This window comes from Micromonospora radicis (assembly GCF_003583405.1).
Taxonomy (GTDB): Bacteria; Actinomycetota; Actinomycetes; order Mycobacteriales; family Micromonosporaceae; genus Micromonospora; species Micromonospora radicis.
In genome coordinates, this window is the sequence record NZ_QXEC01000001.1 from 105,354 (window position 1) to 121,419 (window position 16,066).

14 protein-coding genes are annotated in these 16,066 nt (G+C 71.9%); 7 read left to right on the forward strand and 7 right to left on the reverse strand.

Annotated elements, in window-relative coordinates; translation table 11 throughout:
- Positions 1–24 precede the first annotated feature (24 nt).
- Positions 25–2,634: a CHAT domain-containing protein gene (locus D2L64_RS00470; protein ID WP_119572433.1), complete on the reverse strand. Its 2,610-nt coding sequence runs from the start codon at positions 2,632–2,634 to the stop codon at positions 25–27.
- A gap of 183 nt (positions 2,635–2,817) precedes the next feature.
- On the opposite strand from D2L64_RS00470, the gene D2L64_RS00475 reads away from it, so the two are divergent.
- The 3 genes from D2L64_RS00475 to D2L64_RS00485 are packed head-to-tail and all read left to right on the forward strand — an operon-like array spanning position 2,818 to position 5,220.
- On the forward strand, positions 2,818–4,137 hold the full coding sequence (locus D2L64_RS00475) for a S8/S53 family peptidase (protein ID WP_119572434.1): 1,320 nt from the start codon (positions 2,818–2,820) through the stop codon (positions 4,135–4,137).
- Positions 4,134–4,781 (forward strand): RNA polymerase sigma factor, encoded by a 648-nt coding sequence (locus D2L64_RS00480; RefSeq protein ID WP_233558682.1) that lies wholly within the window; start codon positions 4,134–4,136, stop codon positions 4,779–4,781. The genes D2L64_RS00475 and D2L64_RS00480 overlap by 4 nt, the downstream gene beginning before the upstream one ends.
- Positions 4,756–5,220 carry a hypothetical protein gene (locus tag D2L64_RS00485; RefSeq protein ID WP_119572803.1) on the forward strand — a complete coding sequence of 155 codons (465 nt, stop codon included), beginning with the start codon at positions 4,756–4,758 and terminating at the stop codon, positions 5,218–5,220. Before D2L64_RS00480 ends, D2L64_RS00485 begins: the two co-directional genes overlap by 26 nt.
- 51 nt (positions 5,221–5,271) lie before the next feature.
- Here the strand turns inward: D2L64_RS00485 and D2L64_RS00490 are convergent, their stop codons facing one another.
- A complete protein-coding gene (locus tag D2L64_RS00490) occupies positions 5,272–6,303 on the reverse strand; it encodes a hypothetical protein (RefSeq protein ID WP_147376159.1) in 1,032 nt (343 codons plus the stop codon).
- A gap of 154 nt (positions 6,304–6,457) precedes the next feature.
- Positions 6,458–7,465, reverse strand: coding sequence for a LacI family DNA-binding transcriptional regulator (locus D2L64_RS00495; RefSeq protein ID WP_119572436.1), 1,008 nt, complete (start codon positions 7,463–7,465; stop codon positions 6,458–6,460).
- Between the two features lie 139 nt (positions 7,466–7,604).
- Here D2L64_RS00495 and D2L64_RS00500 point away from each other — a divergent pair, with 139 nt between their 5' ends.
- The 4 genes from D2L64_RS00500 to D2L64_RS00515 all read left to right on the forward strand — a co-directional run bounded on the left by D2L64_RS00500 (position 7,605) and on the right by D2L64_RS00515 (position 13,135).
- Positions 7,605–8,912, forward strand: a complete 1,308-nt coding sequence (locus tag D2L64_RS00500; protein WP_119572437.1) for an ABC transporter substrate-binding protein — start codon at positions 7,605–7,607, stop codon at positions 8,910–8,912.
- A gap of 92 nt (positions 8,913–9,004) precedes the next feature.
- Positions 9,005–9,907, forward strand: coding sequence for a carbohydrate ABC transporter permease (locus D2L64_RS00505; protein WP_233558683.1), 903 nt, complete (start codon positions 9,005–9,007; stop codon positions 9,905–9,907).
- 2 nt (positions 9,908–9,909) lie between these two features.
- A complete protein-coding gene (locus D2L64_RS00510) occupies positions 9,910–10,770 on the forward strand; it encodes a carbohydrate ABC transporter permease (RefSeq protein ID WP_407663039.1) in 861 nt (286 codons plus the stop codon).
- 37 nt (positions 10,771–10,807) lie between these two features.
- Complete coding sequence (locus D2L64_RS00515; RefSeq protein WP_119572439.1) at positions 10,808–13,135, forward strand: beta-xylosidase/alpha-l-arabinosidase; 2,328 nt, start codon at positions 10,808–10,810, stop codon at positions 13,133–13,135.
- Between the two features lie 130 nt (positions 13,136–13,265).
- Here D2L64_RS00515 and yidC read toward each other — a convergent pair whose 3' ends face one another.
- The 4 genes from yidC to D2L64_RS00535 all read right to left on the reverse strand — a co-directional run bounded on the left by yidC (position 13,266) and on the right by D2L64_RS00535 (position 16,030).
- The gene (yidC, locus tag D2L64_RS00520) at positions 13,266–14,279 is read right to left on the reverse strand and encodes a membrane protein insertase YidC (RefSeq protein WP_407663040.1); all 1,014 of its coding nucleotides are present in this window, start codon (positions 14,277–14,279) and stop codon (positions 13,266–13,268) included.
- Between the two features lie 143 nt (positions 14,280–14,422).
- Positions 14,423–14,704 carry a DUF6412 domain-containing protein gene (locus tag D2L64_RS00525; protein WP_119572440.1) on the reverse strand — a complete coding sequence of 94 codons (282 nt, stop codon included), beginning with the start codon at positions 14,702–14,704 and terminating at the stop codon, positions 14,423–14,425.
- A gap of 85 nt (positions 14,705–14,789) precedes the next feature.
- The gene (locus tag D2L64_RS00530; protein ID WP_119572806.1) at positions 14,790–15,560 is read right to left on the reverse strand and encodes a hypothetical protein; all 771 of its coding nucleotides are present in this window, start codon (positions 15,558–15,560) and stop codon (positions 14,790–14,792) included.
- Between the two features lie 14 nt (positions 15,561–15,574).
- Entirely contained in the window at positions 15,575–16,030 is a 456-nt protein-coding gene (locus tag D2L64_RS00535; protein WP_119572441.1) for a hypothetical protein, read from the reverse strand.
- Between the last annotated feature and the right edge of the window lie 36 nt (positions 16,031–16,066).

Consider the following 16,066-nt stretch of genomic DNA (forward strand, 5'->3'; position numbering starts at 1 on the left):
CCGGGCACGTGCCGGCGCCGTGGGTCAACCGGCACCCAGGCAGACGAACGCCGCCGCGGTGGCCCGGGCGGTGTCGTCGCCGGCCACCACGAACGCCCGCTGGGCGTCGGCGAGGGCCTGCGCCGGTCGAGCGCCGGCCCGCATCCGCCGGTGCAGGTCCAGCATGAGCGCCGTGGTCGGTTCCGCCGGCACCGGCAACACGGTGGCGATCAGGCACCGGGTGCCCAGCGCCAGCAGTACCGCGGCGAAACCCATGATCTCGTCACCGGGGCGTACCCCGTTCAGCCCCGACTCACAGGCGGAGAGCACCACACAGGCCGGTGGGTGGGTGACCCGCTCCCACTCGTAGGCGAAGAGCGGCCCGTCCGCCAGTTCCAGGGTGGAGAACTGGGGATTGTCGGCGCGGAAGGTGCCATGCGCCGCGATGTGCACCATCCCGGCCCGGTCCACGGCGGAGGTCAACGCGGCGACCGTGGCGTCCGGGCCGGTCAGCAGCCGGGAACCCGGCAACACCCGGGCCAGCCGGCGGACCTCCGCCTGCCCGGCCGGCAGGCGGGGGCCACTGGCCAGCACCGGCGTCCCGGTCCACGACTCGCGATTCTCCGCGCCGAGCCAGACGGTGGCCGACGGGGCGACGGTGACCGGCCGGCCGGCGCAGGTCGGCAGGCCGGCCCAGGCGACGGCGTGCAGGGCACCGACCGGCACGACCACCAGGGGACGGTCGGCCAGCCGGCGGCGCAACGGGTCGAAGAGCTGGCGGTCGAGGGCGGTCGCCGTATGGCCGGTGCCGGCTCGCGCCGCGGCCGAGTCCCCGGTGACGATCTGGCGCCGCAGCCCGAACCGGTGCCATCGGGCCAGCCGGGTCGCCTCGTCGAGCGGACCCAGGTCGTGCAGGCTGGCCCGGCCGTCGCGCAACAGCACCGCCCGCAGCCGGTCACCGTGGGCGACCAGTTCGACCAGCACCCGGTCGCCGAGCCGATCGGTCAGCCGACCCAGGCTCGGCGGGGCCACCACCGGGGCGCCGCCGGGTACCCGCCGGGCCAGATCCCGGATCCGGTGCTCCAGCCGGGTCTGCCGCTCGCGCAGGCTCCGTACCGGCCGTCCGGCCAGCACCGCGTCCTCCAACAGGCCGCTGACCAGCCGGAGTTCGGCGAGCGCGGCGACCAGGTCGGGATCGTCGGGCGGCAGCGCCGGACGCGTCCGCAGTGCGTTGGCGCGCCAGCGCTCGGCCCAGGCCAGCACCCGGCCCGGCGCGCCGGCCCGGACCGCGATGTCCAGCCCCTCGGCCGCCAGCTCCTGCCCGTACACCCCGCTGTGTGCCCGTAGTTCGGTGGCGCCGAGCGAGGTGCGGTGCCGGTCGAGCACCGCCAGTCCACGTCGGAGGGCGCGGGCCGCGCCGGTCTCGTCGCCGTCGAGGCGGCGGGACAGGGCCAGGGCGTACCAGCCCCGGGCCCGCCGTGGTGCGGTGCCCCGGCCCCGGGTACGGGCGGCGCGCTCGAACAGCTGCCGCGCGTGACCGGCCCGACCCGTCGCGGCGGCCAGCAGGCCGGCGTCGATCCGGGTGGTCAGCGCCGGATCGGGCCAACCCGTGGCGTCGAGTTGGTCGGCGGTCCGCACCAGGGCCCGCAACAGCGCGGCGGATCGGGTGCCCCGGCCGAACTCGGCGCGCAGCTCGACATGCCGGGCGAAGGCGGCCCAGGTGCGGCGACCCTGCCGGCGGAACCGGGTACGGGCCGCCGTGGCGGCGGCCGTGGCGGTGTCCAGATCCCCGGCGAGCAGGGCGACCCGGGCCTGGGCCAGCAGCGCCTCGGCGAGGTCGGAGGCCATGCTCCGTCGACGTAACTCGCCGATGGCGGTGGCGGCGACCTGCACCGCCTCGTCGATCAGCGGCACCGACAGCAGCAGCTCGAACCGATCGAGCAGCAACGCCGGCCGGGGCACGGCCAGCCGCTGGTAATCGGCGCCGACGGCGGCGAAGCAGCGCAACGCCGCCGCGATGTCGCCGCGCAGGCCGGCCGCGATCCCGCCGTTCCAGCGGGCGTCGGCCGCCGCCAGGTCCAGGCCGAGGTCGTGGAACATGGCCGCGGCCCGGTCGAGGTCGTCGGTGCCGTCGACGGTGCCCCGGTGGGCGTTGAGCAGTCCGCGGTTGTTGCGGGCCCGCGCCTCCAGCAGTCGGTCGCCCTCGCGTTGGGCGATGTCGATGGCGTGGCCGTAGTCGCGCACCGCGTCGTCGTACAGGCCGCGATAGTGCAGCACCACTCCTCGCTGCATCCGGGCGCGTCCGGCGTCCGCGCCGGTCAGCTCGGGCAGCGCGGCGGTGACCGCGCGTAGCGCCGCCGCGGTCCGGCCGGAGTTGGCCAGAACGTAGCCGAGACTCATCTCGGCCAGGGCGCGGGTCCGGGCGGTACGCGCGGTACGCACCGCGCGGCGCAGGTGGCGTAGTGCACCGGGCAGGTCGTTGAGTTCGCGCAGGGCCAGCCCGACGGCCCGCTCGGCGGTGGAGCGTACGTCGTGATCGGTCGCGCTCGTGGCGATCAGCCGTACGGCGATGGTGATCGCCTCGCGTGGACTGCGCTGGACGAGGTCGAGGGCCGCCTGGGCGGCTCCGGCACCGGTACCGGTGCTGTCGGGCATGGTCTGAGATTTCCATCAGTCATGCCCGGGCGTCAATGTCGTCTAATGGCGGGCGTGGGAACTGGGAATGGTCCTTCGTCTCATTGACATGTGCCGATTGATTGGAAGAATTGGTGAGGTCCGCGGGAATTCGCCGCGCCGGCCACCGGTGAGCGTGCCCTCTCCCGCGCAGTTGGAGGATCCGTGCGCCCTGACCACCCCACCCCGTCATGCCCCGCCGGCCGACCGTCCCGTCGCCGGCTGCTCGCGGCATCCGCGCTGGCCGCGGTGGCATTCCCGCTCGGCGCCGGGCTGCGCCCGCCGCCCGCGCTCGGCGCGACCGAACCCGGTGACGACCAGGCATACCAGAACGCATTCGAAGAAGCGCTGAATGCCGATCGCAACGTGCGGCGGCACCTCGCCGCCGGCCGGGAAATCCTCTACCGGCCCCGGCAACTGCTGGCCGCCGCCGCCGATGCCCGGCGGGTCGCCGCCAGACTGAAGGACATCGGCCAACCGGCGACCATGGCCGGCGACTTCGCCGGCGTCACTCGGTTGCAGTTCGGCGCGGAAACCGACATTCCCGCGATCGTGGCCAGACTGCGCGACCCCCGGCAGTGGCCGGGCCAGTCGGTGCCGAAGGTCCAACCGCATCACGTGCTGCTCGGCCTGGGCAACATCATGGGCAACCCGGGTAGCCCGCCCCGGGCGACCGCCGCGCTGCCCCCACCGGACCCCACCCGGCTCGCCGAGGGGAACGGGGTGACGGTGGGAATCTGCGACACCGGCATCTGGCGGCAGGCCGCCGCCTGTCACCCGCAGTGGCTGGGCGGCGCGTACCTGCCCGAGCCGGACGACGAGGATCCTCTCTACCTGCACACCGACGTGCTCGCCGCGCAGGGTGGGCACGGCACCTTCGTCGCCGGAGTGGTCCGGCAGGCCGCGCCGGGCGTCCGGGTGGATCCGGAGACGGCGCTGGCCCCCACCGGCATCGGCGACGAGGCCATGCTGGTGGCCGCGCTGAGCCGGCTGGTACCGGAGGTGTCCGTGGTGAACCTCTCGCTGGGTGGGTTCACTCTCGACGACCAACCCTCGCTGCCGCTGGCCAACGCCGTGGCCGGGCTGCCGCCGGGCACCGTCGTGGTCGCGGCGGCGGGCAACGCGGGCACCGGGCGGCCCATCTGGCCGGCCGCCCTGGCGGGGGTCGTGGGGGTCGCGGCGGTCGGCACCGCCCAGAGCGGACTGGCGCCGGCGCCCTACAGCGGTTACGGCCCGTGGGTCGACGCCTGCGCCGTCGGTCGGCGCGACAGCACGTACGTCGATGGTCGGTTGTGGTTGCCCGGTCGACCGGCCCGGCTCTTCCACGGCTTCGCCACCTGGGCCGGCACCTCGTTCGCCACGGCCCACGTCGCCGGCCGGCTGGCCGCCCTGATGACCGCCGGTGGCCTGGATGCCGAGGCGGCCCGACTGGCGCTGCTGGCGGCACCGCGCTGGCACCCCGACTACGGGGTGTACGTCGGATGACCGCCCGGACCCCCGCCATGGCCACCGGGCAGAGCGCGGCGGTCCTGGTGGCCGCCGCCGCGCGCGGCGACGAGTCGGCCTGGGTCGAGCTGGTGCGCCGGTACACCCCGCTGGTCTACTCGGTGATCCGCGGCCACGACCTGGCCGGTGCCGACGCGGCCGATGTCAACCAGACCGTCTGGCTGCGCCTGGTGGAGCACCTGGACCAGGTACGCAAGCCGGAGGCACTGGCGGCCTGGTTGGCGGTGACCACCCGGCGTGAGTGCTACCGGATGTCCCGGCTGGGCCGGCGGACCGAGCCGGTCGACCCCGCCGACGGTGCCTTCGACGGTTACCCCGGCAGTTCGGCAGCGCCGGACGAGGACCTGCTACGGGCCGAGCGGCGACAGGCCCTGCGTGAGGGCTTCGCCCAACTGCCACCCCGCTGTCAGGAGTTGCTGGCACTGCTGACGGCCGACCCACCGCTGAGTTACCGGGAGGCCGCCGAACGGCTCGGCGTACCGGTCGGCAGCATCGGGCCGACCCAGGGGCGTTGCCTGCGTCGGCTGCGCGACTACCCGGCCCTCGCGTCGTACCTTGGTCCGGGGCCGAGCAGCGCGACGACGGGAGGTGACCGTGATGGAGCAGTGGCCGCCGGCCGATGACGCCGCCCTGGGCGCGGAACTGCGGGCGGCGCTCTGGGACGCCGGTGCCGTTCCCGAACAACACCTGCGGGCGGCCCGGGCGGCCTTCGCCTGGCGGACGGTGGACGCCGAGTTGACCATCGCCGAGCTGGTCTTCGACTCGGCCTGCGCGGCGGGCGCTGCCGGGGCGACCCGATCGGGCGGTTCCACCCGGACGCTGTCCTTCCGGGCCGGCCCGGTCGTCCTGGAGATCGAGGTCAGTGACGCCGGAATCGTCGGTCAGCTCTCACCCGCCGGTGGCGGGCGGATCAGCGCCCGGACCGCGAACGGCGTCCTCGACGACGCCCCGATCGACGCCGTGGGGCTCTTCTCGCTGACCGTTCCACCACCCGGTCCGGTGCAGCTGCACGCCCGCGCCGCCGGTTACGCGGTGGCCACCGACTGGGTCTGTCTGCGGTGACGCCGCGAGGGTCGCGGGCCGACCGGCCCGCGACCCCGTGGTGCGTACGGGTTACTGCCGCCTACCCGCGCTGATCAGGTACTCCACCCCACCGAGGTCGGTCCATCGGGCGCCGGCGGTGTCCGGCCCGAACTGGGTGACGGTGAACGAGACCTCCCGGTTGGACGCGGCCTCGGCCGAGAAGAGCAGCGAGAACTCCACCCGCTCACCGGGGTTCAGCAGCAGGTTGCCGAGGCTGGCCTTGGTGGGTTCCACGATCTCCACCTGGGTCCGACCCACCGGGCGTACCCCCGTACCGACCGCGCCGCCGGCCCGCCAGCGCTCGAACAGCTGCGGGCCGAGGTCGACGACGACCCGGCCACCGATGCCCTGCAACGGCTCGGCTGCCGCGAAGACGAGGTCGTTGCGCGACGGTACCCGCAGCGAGTTGCCGATCGCGAACGGCCGCACGACCTGGCCGCCGCCCGGCGTGAGCGCGACCGAGTCGACGTTGCGCCAGGCGATGTTGTTGTTGTGCCGGGTGTTGGTGCTGATGTCCGGACCCTCGAAGGTCATCGGGTCGGAGTCGGACACCCAGCGGGCCAGCAGGCAGAAGTGTCCGGGTCCGGGCACCCCGGTCCACGGGATGGTGACCGTGGTGACACCTGCGAAGGCGACCACGTTGACCGCGCCGATCTGGGTCCAGTGGGTCGGCCAGACCGCACCGCCACCCGGAGTCGTGCGGTAGACCTGTAGCACGCCGCTGCTGGTGCCCGAGCCGTACGGGCCGGCGTTACGCAGCTTGACGAAGATGAAGTTGGTCGCGCCGACGATCGGGTTCTGGCTGACGGCGCACTCCACGGCCGTCGGGCAGACCTTGATGTCGGGACTGGCCCACAGCGGGTTGTGCGAGTGCGGCTCGGTGCCGACGTCGGCGGTGACGTCCTTGATGTAGACGTCGGTGCGGGCCGCGGCCGCCGCCCGCACCGATCCTTCCCCGACGGGCGCGGCGGCGGCTGCGGTGACCGTCAACAGACCGGTCAGTGCCGCCCCGGTGAGGCCGACCCAGACGGCCCGGCGGAGCCGTCTTCCTGCACTGCTCATGACGAACTTCTCCCCTCGACGGAGCATTGCCGACCCCGGCTGTTTCGGTCCGGTGTCGACGCGGTTACGCCTTTAGGGAGCGGGTGGTGGCCCGGGAAATACCGTCGTCGGGGGAGCGCACTCTCAGATGGCGAGCAAAGCGGCAAACAGCCCGTCAGGCATCCAGGGCGCGGCAGGAGGCGCGGACGACCAGCTCGGTCGGTAGCCGGATGTGGATGTTGCGCTCGACGCCGGCGATCAGGTCGACGAGCAGCCGTAGCGCCTCGGCACCCATCCGCTGTATCGGTTGCATGATCGTGGTCAGCGGCGGGTTGACCAGCGCTGACTCGGGAATGTTGTCGAAACCGATCACGGACAGGTCGGCGGGGACCGACAGGCCCATGTTGCGGGCCACGTCGATCGTGGAGATCGCCGAGAGGTCGTTTCCGGCGAAGACCGCGGTCGGCCGGTCGGGGCGGGCGAGCAGTTCGGCCGCAGTGCCGGCGGCGCTCTCGATGCGGAACCCGCCGACGCGGACCAGCCGCTCGTCCACCGTCACGCCCGCGTCGGCCATCGCCTGCCGGAAGCCGGCCTCGCGCAGCCGGGACGACTCGAGGTCCGCCCGGCCGCTGATGTGTCCGATCCGGCGGTGTCCCAGGGAGAGCAGGTAGTTCGTGGCGAGCACGGCACCGGCGAAGTTGTCCGAGTCGACGGTGGGCAGTCCCGACGGGCCGGTGTGCGGGTCGACGGCGACCACGTGGAAGCCCTGCTTGGTCTCCACCACCGTCGGCGTGACGATCACGGCGCCGTCGATCAGGGTGCCGGAGAGCCGGGCCAGGGAGCGGCGCTCCCAGCCGATGGCGGCGCCCGCGACGTCGCCGCTGGAGTAGGCCAGCAGCTGGTAGCCGGTGCCGGTCACCTCCGACGAGGCGCCCTTGAGCAGCTCGGTGGAGAACGGTTCGAACTCGGCTACCAGGATGCCCAGCACGTTGGTGCGATGGCTGCGCAGGCTCTGCGCGCCCAGGCTGGCCTCGTACCCGAGCTGGTGGATGACCTGTTGCACGCGCTCCACGGTCGCCTGCGCCACGCCGTACCGGCCATTCACCACCTTGGATACAGTTGCCACGGAGACGCCGGCCGCGCGGGCCACGTCCGACATGTTGACACGCTGCGGGAACGCCACGCCGACGATGATAGAGGGCCGCCGGGGGAGTGTGTCGGGCGATTCGAAAACGTTATCGACACCGATTGACACAAAGTTTCGAGGCTGTAAAACTCCCCGGCAGGCCGAGCACCGCGACTGACTAGTCGAGGAGACACCGATGGCTATAAAGCGCCGCGTAACCACCGTCCTAGCGCTGTCCATTACCACCGCCCTGCTCGCCGCCGGATGTGGCGGCGGCGAGTCCGACCAGCCCGCCGAGAGTGAGCTGTACAAGAACCCGGTGACCCTGACCTGGTGGCACAACGCCTCCCAGGACGGGCCGGGCAAGGAGTACTGGCAGAAGGTCGCCAAGGACTTCAACGCCCTGCACCCGACGGTCACCATCGAGATCGAGGGGATCGAGACCAACCAGCTCCAGCGCACCCGGCTGCCCGCCGCGCTGCTGAGCAACGACCCGCCGGACATCTTCCAGGCCTGGGGTGGTGGCGAGATCCGCGAGCAGGTCGACGCCGACTACCTCAAGGACATCACCGACCTGGTCAAGGACGAGGTCGCCAACATCGGCAGCTCCGCCGAGATCTGGGCGGTCAACGGCCGGCAGTACGGTCTGCCGTACCGGATGGGTATCGAGGGCATCTGGTACAACAAGGACATGTTCCAGCGGGCCGGCATCACGGCCCCGCCGACCACGTTCGACGAGCTCAACGAGGCGGTCACCAAGCTCAAGGCGATCAACGTCGTACCGATCGCCGTCGGTGCCGGTGACAAGTGGCCGGCCGCCCACTGGTGGTACAACTTCGCCATGCGGGCCTGCTCGGTCGACACCCTGAAGAAGGCCTCCACCGACCTCGACTTCGAGGATCCCTGCTTCGTCAAGGCCGGCGAGGACCTCAAGTCCTTCATCGACACCCAGCCGTTCCAGCCCAACTTCATCGCCACCCCGGGCCAGAACGACCCGACCAGCGCCAACGGCATGCTCGCCAACGGCAAGGCCGCGATGGAGCTGATGGGCGACTGGAACAAGGGCACCCTGGACACCGTCGCCGAGGACACCGAGGCACTCAACAAGTTCATCGGCTGGTTCCCGGTGCCGGCGATCACCGGCTCCGCCGGTGACCCGAAGGCGGCCCTGGGCGGTGGCGACGGGTTCGCCTGCGCGAAGAACGCCCCGGCCGAGTGCGTCGAGTTCCTCAAGTACATCGTCAGCCCCGAGGTGCAGAAGGGCTACGCGGAGACCGGTACCGGCCTGCCCGTCGCCAAGGGCGCCGAGTCCGGTGTCGCCGACCCGGCCCTGCGCTCCGTCCTGGAGGCCACCACCAGCGCCACCTACGTGCAACTCTGGCTGGACACGGCCTTCGGCAGCACCGTCGGCAACGCGATGAACGACGCCATCGTCGCGATCTTCGCCGGCAACGGTACGCCGCAGCAGGTGGTCGATGCGATGAAGTCGGCCGCCCGCAAGTGACCTCGACCAACCAGACCCTGAACCCCGCCGGGGGCGCGGTGGCGCCCCCGGCGGGGCTCCGGCCCGCCCGGCGTAACGCCGGCCGGGCCGCCGTGACCCGACGGAAGTGGTACGAGATCATCGGGCTGACCGCCCCGGCGATCGTCGTGTACGTGATGTTCGTGCTGGTCCCGATGGGATTCGCCTTCTACTACAGCCTCTTCCGCTGGCGTGGTGTCGGACCGCCCACCGACTTCATCGGGTTCGACAACTACGTCATGGCGTTCCAGGATCCGATCTTCCTCGACGCGCTGCGCAACAACGCGATCATCGTCTTCGGTTCGCTGGCCATCCAGGGGCCGATCGCGCTGGGCGTGGCACTGCTGCTCAACCGCACCTTCCGCGGCCGGACGCTGTTCCGCCTGCTGGCGTTCGTGCCCTACGTGCTCGCCGAGGTCACCGTCGGCATCATGTGGAAGCTGATCCTCACCGACGGTGGCACCTTCGACGCGCTGCTGCGCGCGGTCGGGCTCGGTGGCCTGGTGCAGCCCTGGCTGGCCGACCTGGACATCGTCATCTGGACGCTGCTGTTCGTGCTCACCTGGAAGTACGTCGGCTTCGCCATCATCCTGCTTCTGGCCGGGCTCTCCAACGTGCCCCAGGAGTTGAACGAGGCCGCCCAGATCGACGGCGCCAGCTGGTGGCAGATCCAGCGGCACGTGACGCTTCCGCTGTTGGGTCCGACGATCCGGATCTGGATGTTCCTCTCGATGATCGGCTCGTTGCAGGTCTTCGACGTGATCTGGGTGACCTCGGTACCGGCGGTCCGGTCGCTCGGCGCGTCCGCCACCATGGCGACGTACATGGTGGACAACGGCTTCTTCGCCCGACTGTGGGGCTACGGCAACGCGGTCGCGGTGATCCTGTTCGCCATCTCGTTCGTCGCGGCGCTGCTGTTCCAGCGCTTCCTGCTGCGTCGGGACATCGAGGGCGCCATCACCAGAAAGGCCAACTGACCGTGACCGCGAACACCACCCTGTCGCCGTCCGGCCGGCGCCGCCCGGTGTCCTGGGGCAATCCGCTGACCTACGCGCTGGCCCTCGCGGTCGCGGCCGTGTCGATCGCCCCGGTGGTCTACGTGATCATCGGTGGCTTCCGCACCACACCGCAGATCGTCGCCAACCCGGCCGGCCTGCCCGACCCGTGGGTCTGGGACAACTACGCCCGGGTGCTGACCCAGAGCAACTTCTGGCGGCAGGCGTTCAACAGCGCCGTGGTCTCTCTGGGCACCACGCTGGGCGTGGTCACCCTGGGGGTCTGCGCCGCCTTCGTGCTGGCCCGGTACACCTTCCGCGGCCGCGAGGTGCTCTACACCTTCTTCACCCTGGGCCTGCTGTTCCCGGCCGGCGCGGCGATCCTGCCGCTCTACCTGATGCTGCGGGACCTCAGCCTGATCAACTCCTACTACGCGGTGATCCTTCCGCAGATCGCCTTCGCGCTGCCGCTGACGATCGTGATCCTCCGGCCGTTCCTGTCCGCCATCCCGCGCGAGTTGGAGGACGCCGCCGCGATCGACGGCACCGGTCGGCTCGGCTTCCTGTGGCGCATCCTGCTGCCGCTGTCCCGGCCGGCGTTGGTCACCGTGGGCATCCTCGCCTTCGTGACCAGCTGGAACGCCTTCCTCCTGCCGCTGCTCGTCCTCGGCGACGCCAACCTGCACACGCTGCCCCTGGGCGTGCAGAACTTCTCCAGCCAGTACACCTCCGACACCGCCGGCATCCTCGCGTTCACCTCGCTGGCGATGCTCCCGGCACTACTTTTCTTCACCTTCGCCGAGAAACAGATCGTCGGCGGCCTGCAGGGCGCGGTCAAGGGCTGAGCCGCAGCCGCACGAGCACCAGAATGGAAGGCACAGCATGACTGAGGTCCGTCAGGCGGGCGCGACGGCGCCGGTACAGCAGGGTCCGGCGCACGACCGGCCGCATGGGTGGGACGGGCCTGACAGCGAGGCGCGCGTACGTGAGCTGCTCGGTCGGATGACGATCGAGGAGAAGATCGCGCAGCTCGTCGGGTTCTGGGAGAAGGAGGACGGCGAGACGGTCGCCCCGTTGCAGGGCGAGTTCGGTGACGTCGGCAGGCTGGAGACCTTCTCCCGGCACGGGCTCGGCCACCTCACCCGCGCGTACGGGACCCGGCCCGTGGACGCCGCCGCCCGGGCCGCCTGGCTGTGGAAGTTCCAGGCGGACCTGGTCAGTGGTACCCGGCTGGGCATTCCGGCGATCGTCCACGAGGAGTGCCTCACCGGGTTGTCGGCCTGGAAGGCGGCCACCTACCCGACCCCGCTGGCCTGGGGCGCGGCCTTCGACCCCGAACTGGTCACCGAGATGGCCGAGGCGGTCGGGGCGTCGATGCGGGCCCTCGGCGTCCACCAGGGACTCGCCCCGGTGCTCGACGTGATCCGCGACCCGCGCTGGGGGCGGGTCGACGAGTGCGTCGCCGAGGATCCGTACCTGGTCGGCACCATCGGCACGTCGTACGTGCGCGGCCTGCAGGCGCAGGGGGTGCACGCCACCCTCAAGCACTTCGTCGGCTACTCCGCCTCGCGCGCCGGACGCAACTTCGCCCCGGTGCACGCGGGCCCCCGCGAGATCGCCGACGTGCTGCTCGTACCGTTCGAGATGGCCGTCCTGGACGGCAACGCCCGATCGATCATGCACTCGTACGCCGAGATCGACGGCGTGCCCGTCCTCGCCGACCCGACCCTGCTCACCGGGGTGCTGCGGGACCAGTGGGGCTTCGACGGCACGGTGGTGGCCGACTACTTCGGGGTGGCGTTCCTCAACCTGCTGCACCATGTCGCGGGCGACCACGCCGAGGCGGCCGTGCAGGCGTTGACCGCCGGGCTCGACGTCGAACTGCCGACCGGCGACGCCTACCTGACGCTGGCCGAGTCGGTGCGTACCGGCCGGCTGGACGAGGCGCTGGTGGACCGGGCGGTGCTGCGGGTGCTGCGCCAGAAGCAGGAACTCGGACTGCTCGACGCCACCTTCACCGACGAACCCCAACCGGTGGAACTCGACTCGCCGGAGCACCGGGACATCGCCCGCCGGCTCGCCGAGAAGTCGATCATCCTGGTCACCAACCAGGAGACGCTGCCGCTGCCGGCTGGGCGGTCGGTGGCGGTGATCGGCCCGAACGCCGATCGGGAGAGCGCCGTCTTCGGCTGCTACTCCTTCCTCAACCACGTGCTGGCCCAGCACCCGGGGGTGGAGACCGGCATCGAGGTGCCGACGCTCCTCGACGCCCTCCGGGTCGAGTTCGGTGCCGACCGGGTCAGCTTCGCGCTCGGCTGCGAGGTGGACGGCGACGACCGCTCCGGCTTCGCCGCGGCGGTGGCCGCCGCGACCGCCGCGGACACCGCCGTCCTGGTCGTCGGCGACCACGCCGGCCTGTTCGGGCGCGGCACCGTCGGCGAGGGCTGCGACCGCGACGATCTGGAACTGCCCGGTGTGCAGCGCGAACTCGTCGAGGCGGTGCTGGCCACCGGCACGCCGGTGGTCCTGGTGCTGCTCACCGGCCGCCCGTACGCGCTGGGGTGGGCGGTGCACCGCTGCGCGGCGGTGGTGCAGGCGTTCTTCCCCGGTGAGGAGGGGGCCGGCGCGATCGCCGGTGTGCTCTCCGGCCGGGTCAACCCGTCCGGCCGGCTGCCGGTCAGCCTGCCCGGCTCGGCCGGTGCGCAGCCGTACTCGTACCTGCACCCCACGTTGGGCGAGGGCAACGAGGTGACGAGCCTGCCGACGACGCCCGTCGCGCCGTTCGGCCACGGCCTGTCCTACACCACGTTCAGCTACGCCGACCTGACGGCGCCGGAGACGGTGCCGACCGACGGGGCGGTCCGGGTGAGCGTCCGGGTCACCAACACCGGCCCGGTCGCCGGTGACGACGTGGTCCAGCTCTACGGCCGGGACGTGGTGGCCTCGGTGACCCGCCCGGTGGCGCAACTGCTCGGCTACCAGCGGGTCCACCTGGAGCCGGGCCGGTCGGTCACCGTCGAGCTGTCCGTACCCACCACCCGGTTGGCCTTCACCGACCGTACGTTCACCCGGATCGTCGAGCCGGGCGACGTCGAACTCTGGGTCGGCACCAGCGCCCACCGGGCCGTCGAGGCCCGCACCACCCTGGTCGGCGCCCCCGCCGAGATCACCATCGCCTCGCCTCGTTGGACCACGTCGCGGCTGTCCTGACCGCACCGGCCGCCGATCCCGGTACGGCACCACCCGCTCGGGTGGTGCCGTACCGGGATCGCGGCTCACCGGGGCGGCGTCACCGTGGCCGAGGGGAGCCGCGGCCGGGTCACCGCTTGGCGCGGCCCGGTCATCGCTTGGCGCGCTTGCGTGGCGTGGTCGGTCGGGCGCCCGGCCGGGGCGCGAGGGACTTCGCGGGGACCGGTGCGTCCGCCGCCTTGGCGGCCTTGGCCGCGCCGGCCGTCACCTTGGCCCCGCGGTCGGGCCGGCCGCCGGCCGTCCCGGCCCCGTGGTCGGGCCTGCCGGTCGCCGTCCTGGCGGCGGCGCTGGCCGGCGGTGGCGGGTACTTGCGCAGTACCCAGGTCTGCTGGCCGAGCGAGAAGAGGTTCGTGGTCACCCAGTAGATGATCACACCGATCGGGAAGATCAGACCCGACACCAGTAGCGACAACGGGATGCCGTAGAGCATCAGCCGCTGCACCATCTTCTGCTGCGGATCCTCGGACCAGCCGGTCCGCAGGATCATCTGCCGGCTGCTCAGGTAGGTGGTCGCGATCATCGCGACGATCAGGATGGCGGCGACCAGCCGGACGGTGATCCCGTCGGTGCCGAGCAGCGACAGTTCCTGCCCGGTGGACCGGAAGCTGGCCGCGATCGGCGCCCCGAACAGCGTGGCCGACGAGGCGCTGTCGAACTGCGTCACCGACCAGCCGTACAGCGTCTTCATGTGTTCCGGCATGGTCGGCTTGAGGTGACGCAGCACGTGGAACAGGCCCAGGAAGACGGGAATCTGTACCAGCATCGGCAGGAAACCCATCAGCGGGTTGGCCCGCTCCGTCCGGTACAGCTCGACCAGTTCCTTCTGCAGCGTCTCCCGGTCGCCCTTGTGCTTCTCCTGCAGCGCCTTGATCCGCGGCTGCAACGCCTGCATCGCCCGCTGCGACTTGATCTGCTTGACGTAGACCGGGAACAGCACGCCCCGGACGGTGAGCACCAGGAAGACGATGCCGAGCACCCAGGACCAGTTGGTGCCCAGGACCGCGTTGTCGCCGAAGAGCACCCGCCAGGCGGCGTGCCAGAACAGCAGGATCGCGGAGATGGCGCCGTAGATCACGGCCATCACCGGGCTGAAGACCGCGCTCATCGGGTTGCTCCCGCGACGAACGAACTACAGAAAGCGGATGGAAAGGACATGAAACACCCCTCGAAAGGCGACCGGTGACTGCGAACGAGCCGGAAGGAGACAGCCGGGTGCGGTCGCCGACGAGCGGCAGAGCGGAAGGAGACTCAGGCGACCGCGTGGGTCGCCGTCGGGGCCCTCGGGCGGGCCCGACCGGCCGCGTCCGGGTCACGATGGCGGGGTACGCCCGTGCGCCCGGAGCGTTCGCGCAGGATGCGGCGGGTGATCCGCAGGTCGGGGTCGGTGAGGACCCGGTGCAGCAGATTCGAGGCGGCCAGGACGACGGAGAGCAGGACACCGGTCGCCGCGGCCGTGCCGGACAGCATGCTGCCGGCACCGACGTCGGCCAACACGCCGACGAGGTACCAGAGCATCCCGAGCCCGATCACAGGACAACCATAGCCGCCCACCGCAGCCGCCGTCGGTCTCCTGCCGCAGCGCCGGCTCCGGCTGCGCCCGCCCGGTGCGGGTGGCCTACCGGTGCGGGTCGGACTCGGCGCGTAGGGCGGCGGTGGTCCGCAGCGCCTTGACGATCGCCGGGATCGCGCCGATCAGCAGCACCAGCGCCCAGACGATCGCCACCACCGCGAAGACCAGCGCACCGAGGTCGTCGAGGATGCTGACCAGGATCACCGGCACCAGACGGTGCAGGAACTCCAGTACCACCGTGCAGAGCAGGCTGGTCAGGATCAGCAGCACCAGACCCTTGTTCTGCAGGAACCTCGGTTGGGCCAGGATCAGCAGCGCGGCCCAGGCGAGCTTGAGCAGCAGCGCCAGGCCGAGCAGTACGGCGGCGTCGCCGACCGGGAAGAAGCCCCACAGCGCGAGGTACGCAAGCGTGCCGAACGGCGGCGCCAGGAACAACGACACCATGATCATCAACTCGACGAAGGCGACGACCAGCGCGACGAGCGCGACGATGATCAGGACGATGGAGAAGACCAGGGTCGCGACGCCCTGTAGCCGACCGTGCAGCCGGTCCGGCAGCACCAGCCCCAGGCAGAACAGTCCGGTCGTCCAGAGCGCCGCCGCGTCGACCAGGACCAGGTAGCCCAACCCGCGCCCGGACGGCTCGCTGACGTCGCGCACGTCCCCGACCTCCACCCCCAGGTCGGCGGCGCTGCCGACCAGCGCCGCGCCGGCGTCCCCGCCGCCCAGCAGCAGCCCGGCACCGACCTCGACGCCGACCGCCAGGACCAGCGCGAGCATGGCCAGCAGCAGGAACGGCTTACGCAAGGCACCCATCGTGGCCTCCCGGCTCACTCGTGCGCGATCGTGACCAGGCAGCCGCCCGGGCAGCTCAGCATCACCGTGACGGCCCGGTCCACGGCGATGCGGGCCACCGCGCCGGTGTCGTCGGGGCCGGGCGTACGGCGGTCCTCGACGGTGAACTCGGCCTCCCCGGGTGCCGGCGCGCTCACCCTGAACGCCTCCGCGCTGCGCAGGATCAAAGTCCGCAACCCGCCCGGGTCGGCGACCCGCAGCGCGCAGTCGCCGACCACCGCCAGCCGGCCCGGTGCCTCGGCGCACTCCGCCTCGACGGTGGCCGGGTCGACCGCGTCCCGACCACCGCCGGCCCGCCCCAGCAACTCGACCAGCGGATGCCGCCCCGCCGGGTCACCCTGGTCGTCGCGCCCCGCGCCCACCGCCACCAGGAACAACACCACCAGCAGTACGCCGAGCCCCGCCAGCAGGCCCTTCTGCCACCCACTCACCCGTACTCCCTCCCGTCCGTCGCCCCCGCGCCCGCC

Coding starts and splice junctions, on each gene's coding strand:
- D2L64_RS00470 (WP_119572433.1), bottom strand. CDS start 2,634: ATGCCCGACAGCACCGGTACCGGTGCCGGAGCCGCCCAGGCGGCCCTC.
- D2L64_RS00480 (WP_233558682.1), top strand. CDS start 4,134: ATGACCGCCCGGACCCCCGCCATGGCCACCGGGCAGAGCGCGGCGGTC.
- D2L64_RS00485 (WP_119572803.1), top strand. CDS start 4,756: ATGGAGCAGTGGCCGCCGGCCGATGACGCCGCCCTGGGCGCGGAACTG.
- D2L64_RS00490 (WP_147376159.1), bottom strand. CDS start 6,303: ATGAGCAGTGCAGGAAGACGGCTCCGCCGGGCCGTCTGGGTCGGCCTC.
- D2L64_RS00500 (WP_119572437.1), top strand. CDS start 7,605: ATGGCTATAAAGCGCCGCGTAACCACCGTCCTAGCGCTGTCCATTACC.
- D2L64_RS00515 (WP_119572439.1), top strand. CDS start 10,808: ATGACTGAGGTCCGTCAGGCGGGCGCGACGGCGCCGGTACAGCAGGGT.
- yidC (WP_407663040.1), bottom strand. CDS start 14,279: ATGAGCGCGGTCTTCAGCCCGGTGATGGCCGTGATCTACGGCGCCATC.
- D2L64_RS00530 (WP_119572806.1), bottom strand. CDS start 15,560: ATGGGTGCCTTGCGTAAGCCGTTCCTGCTGCTGGCCATGCTCGCGCTG.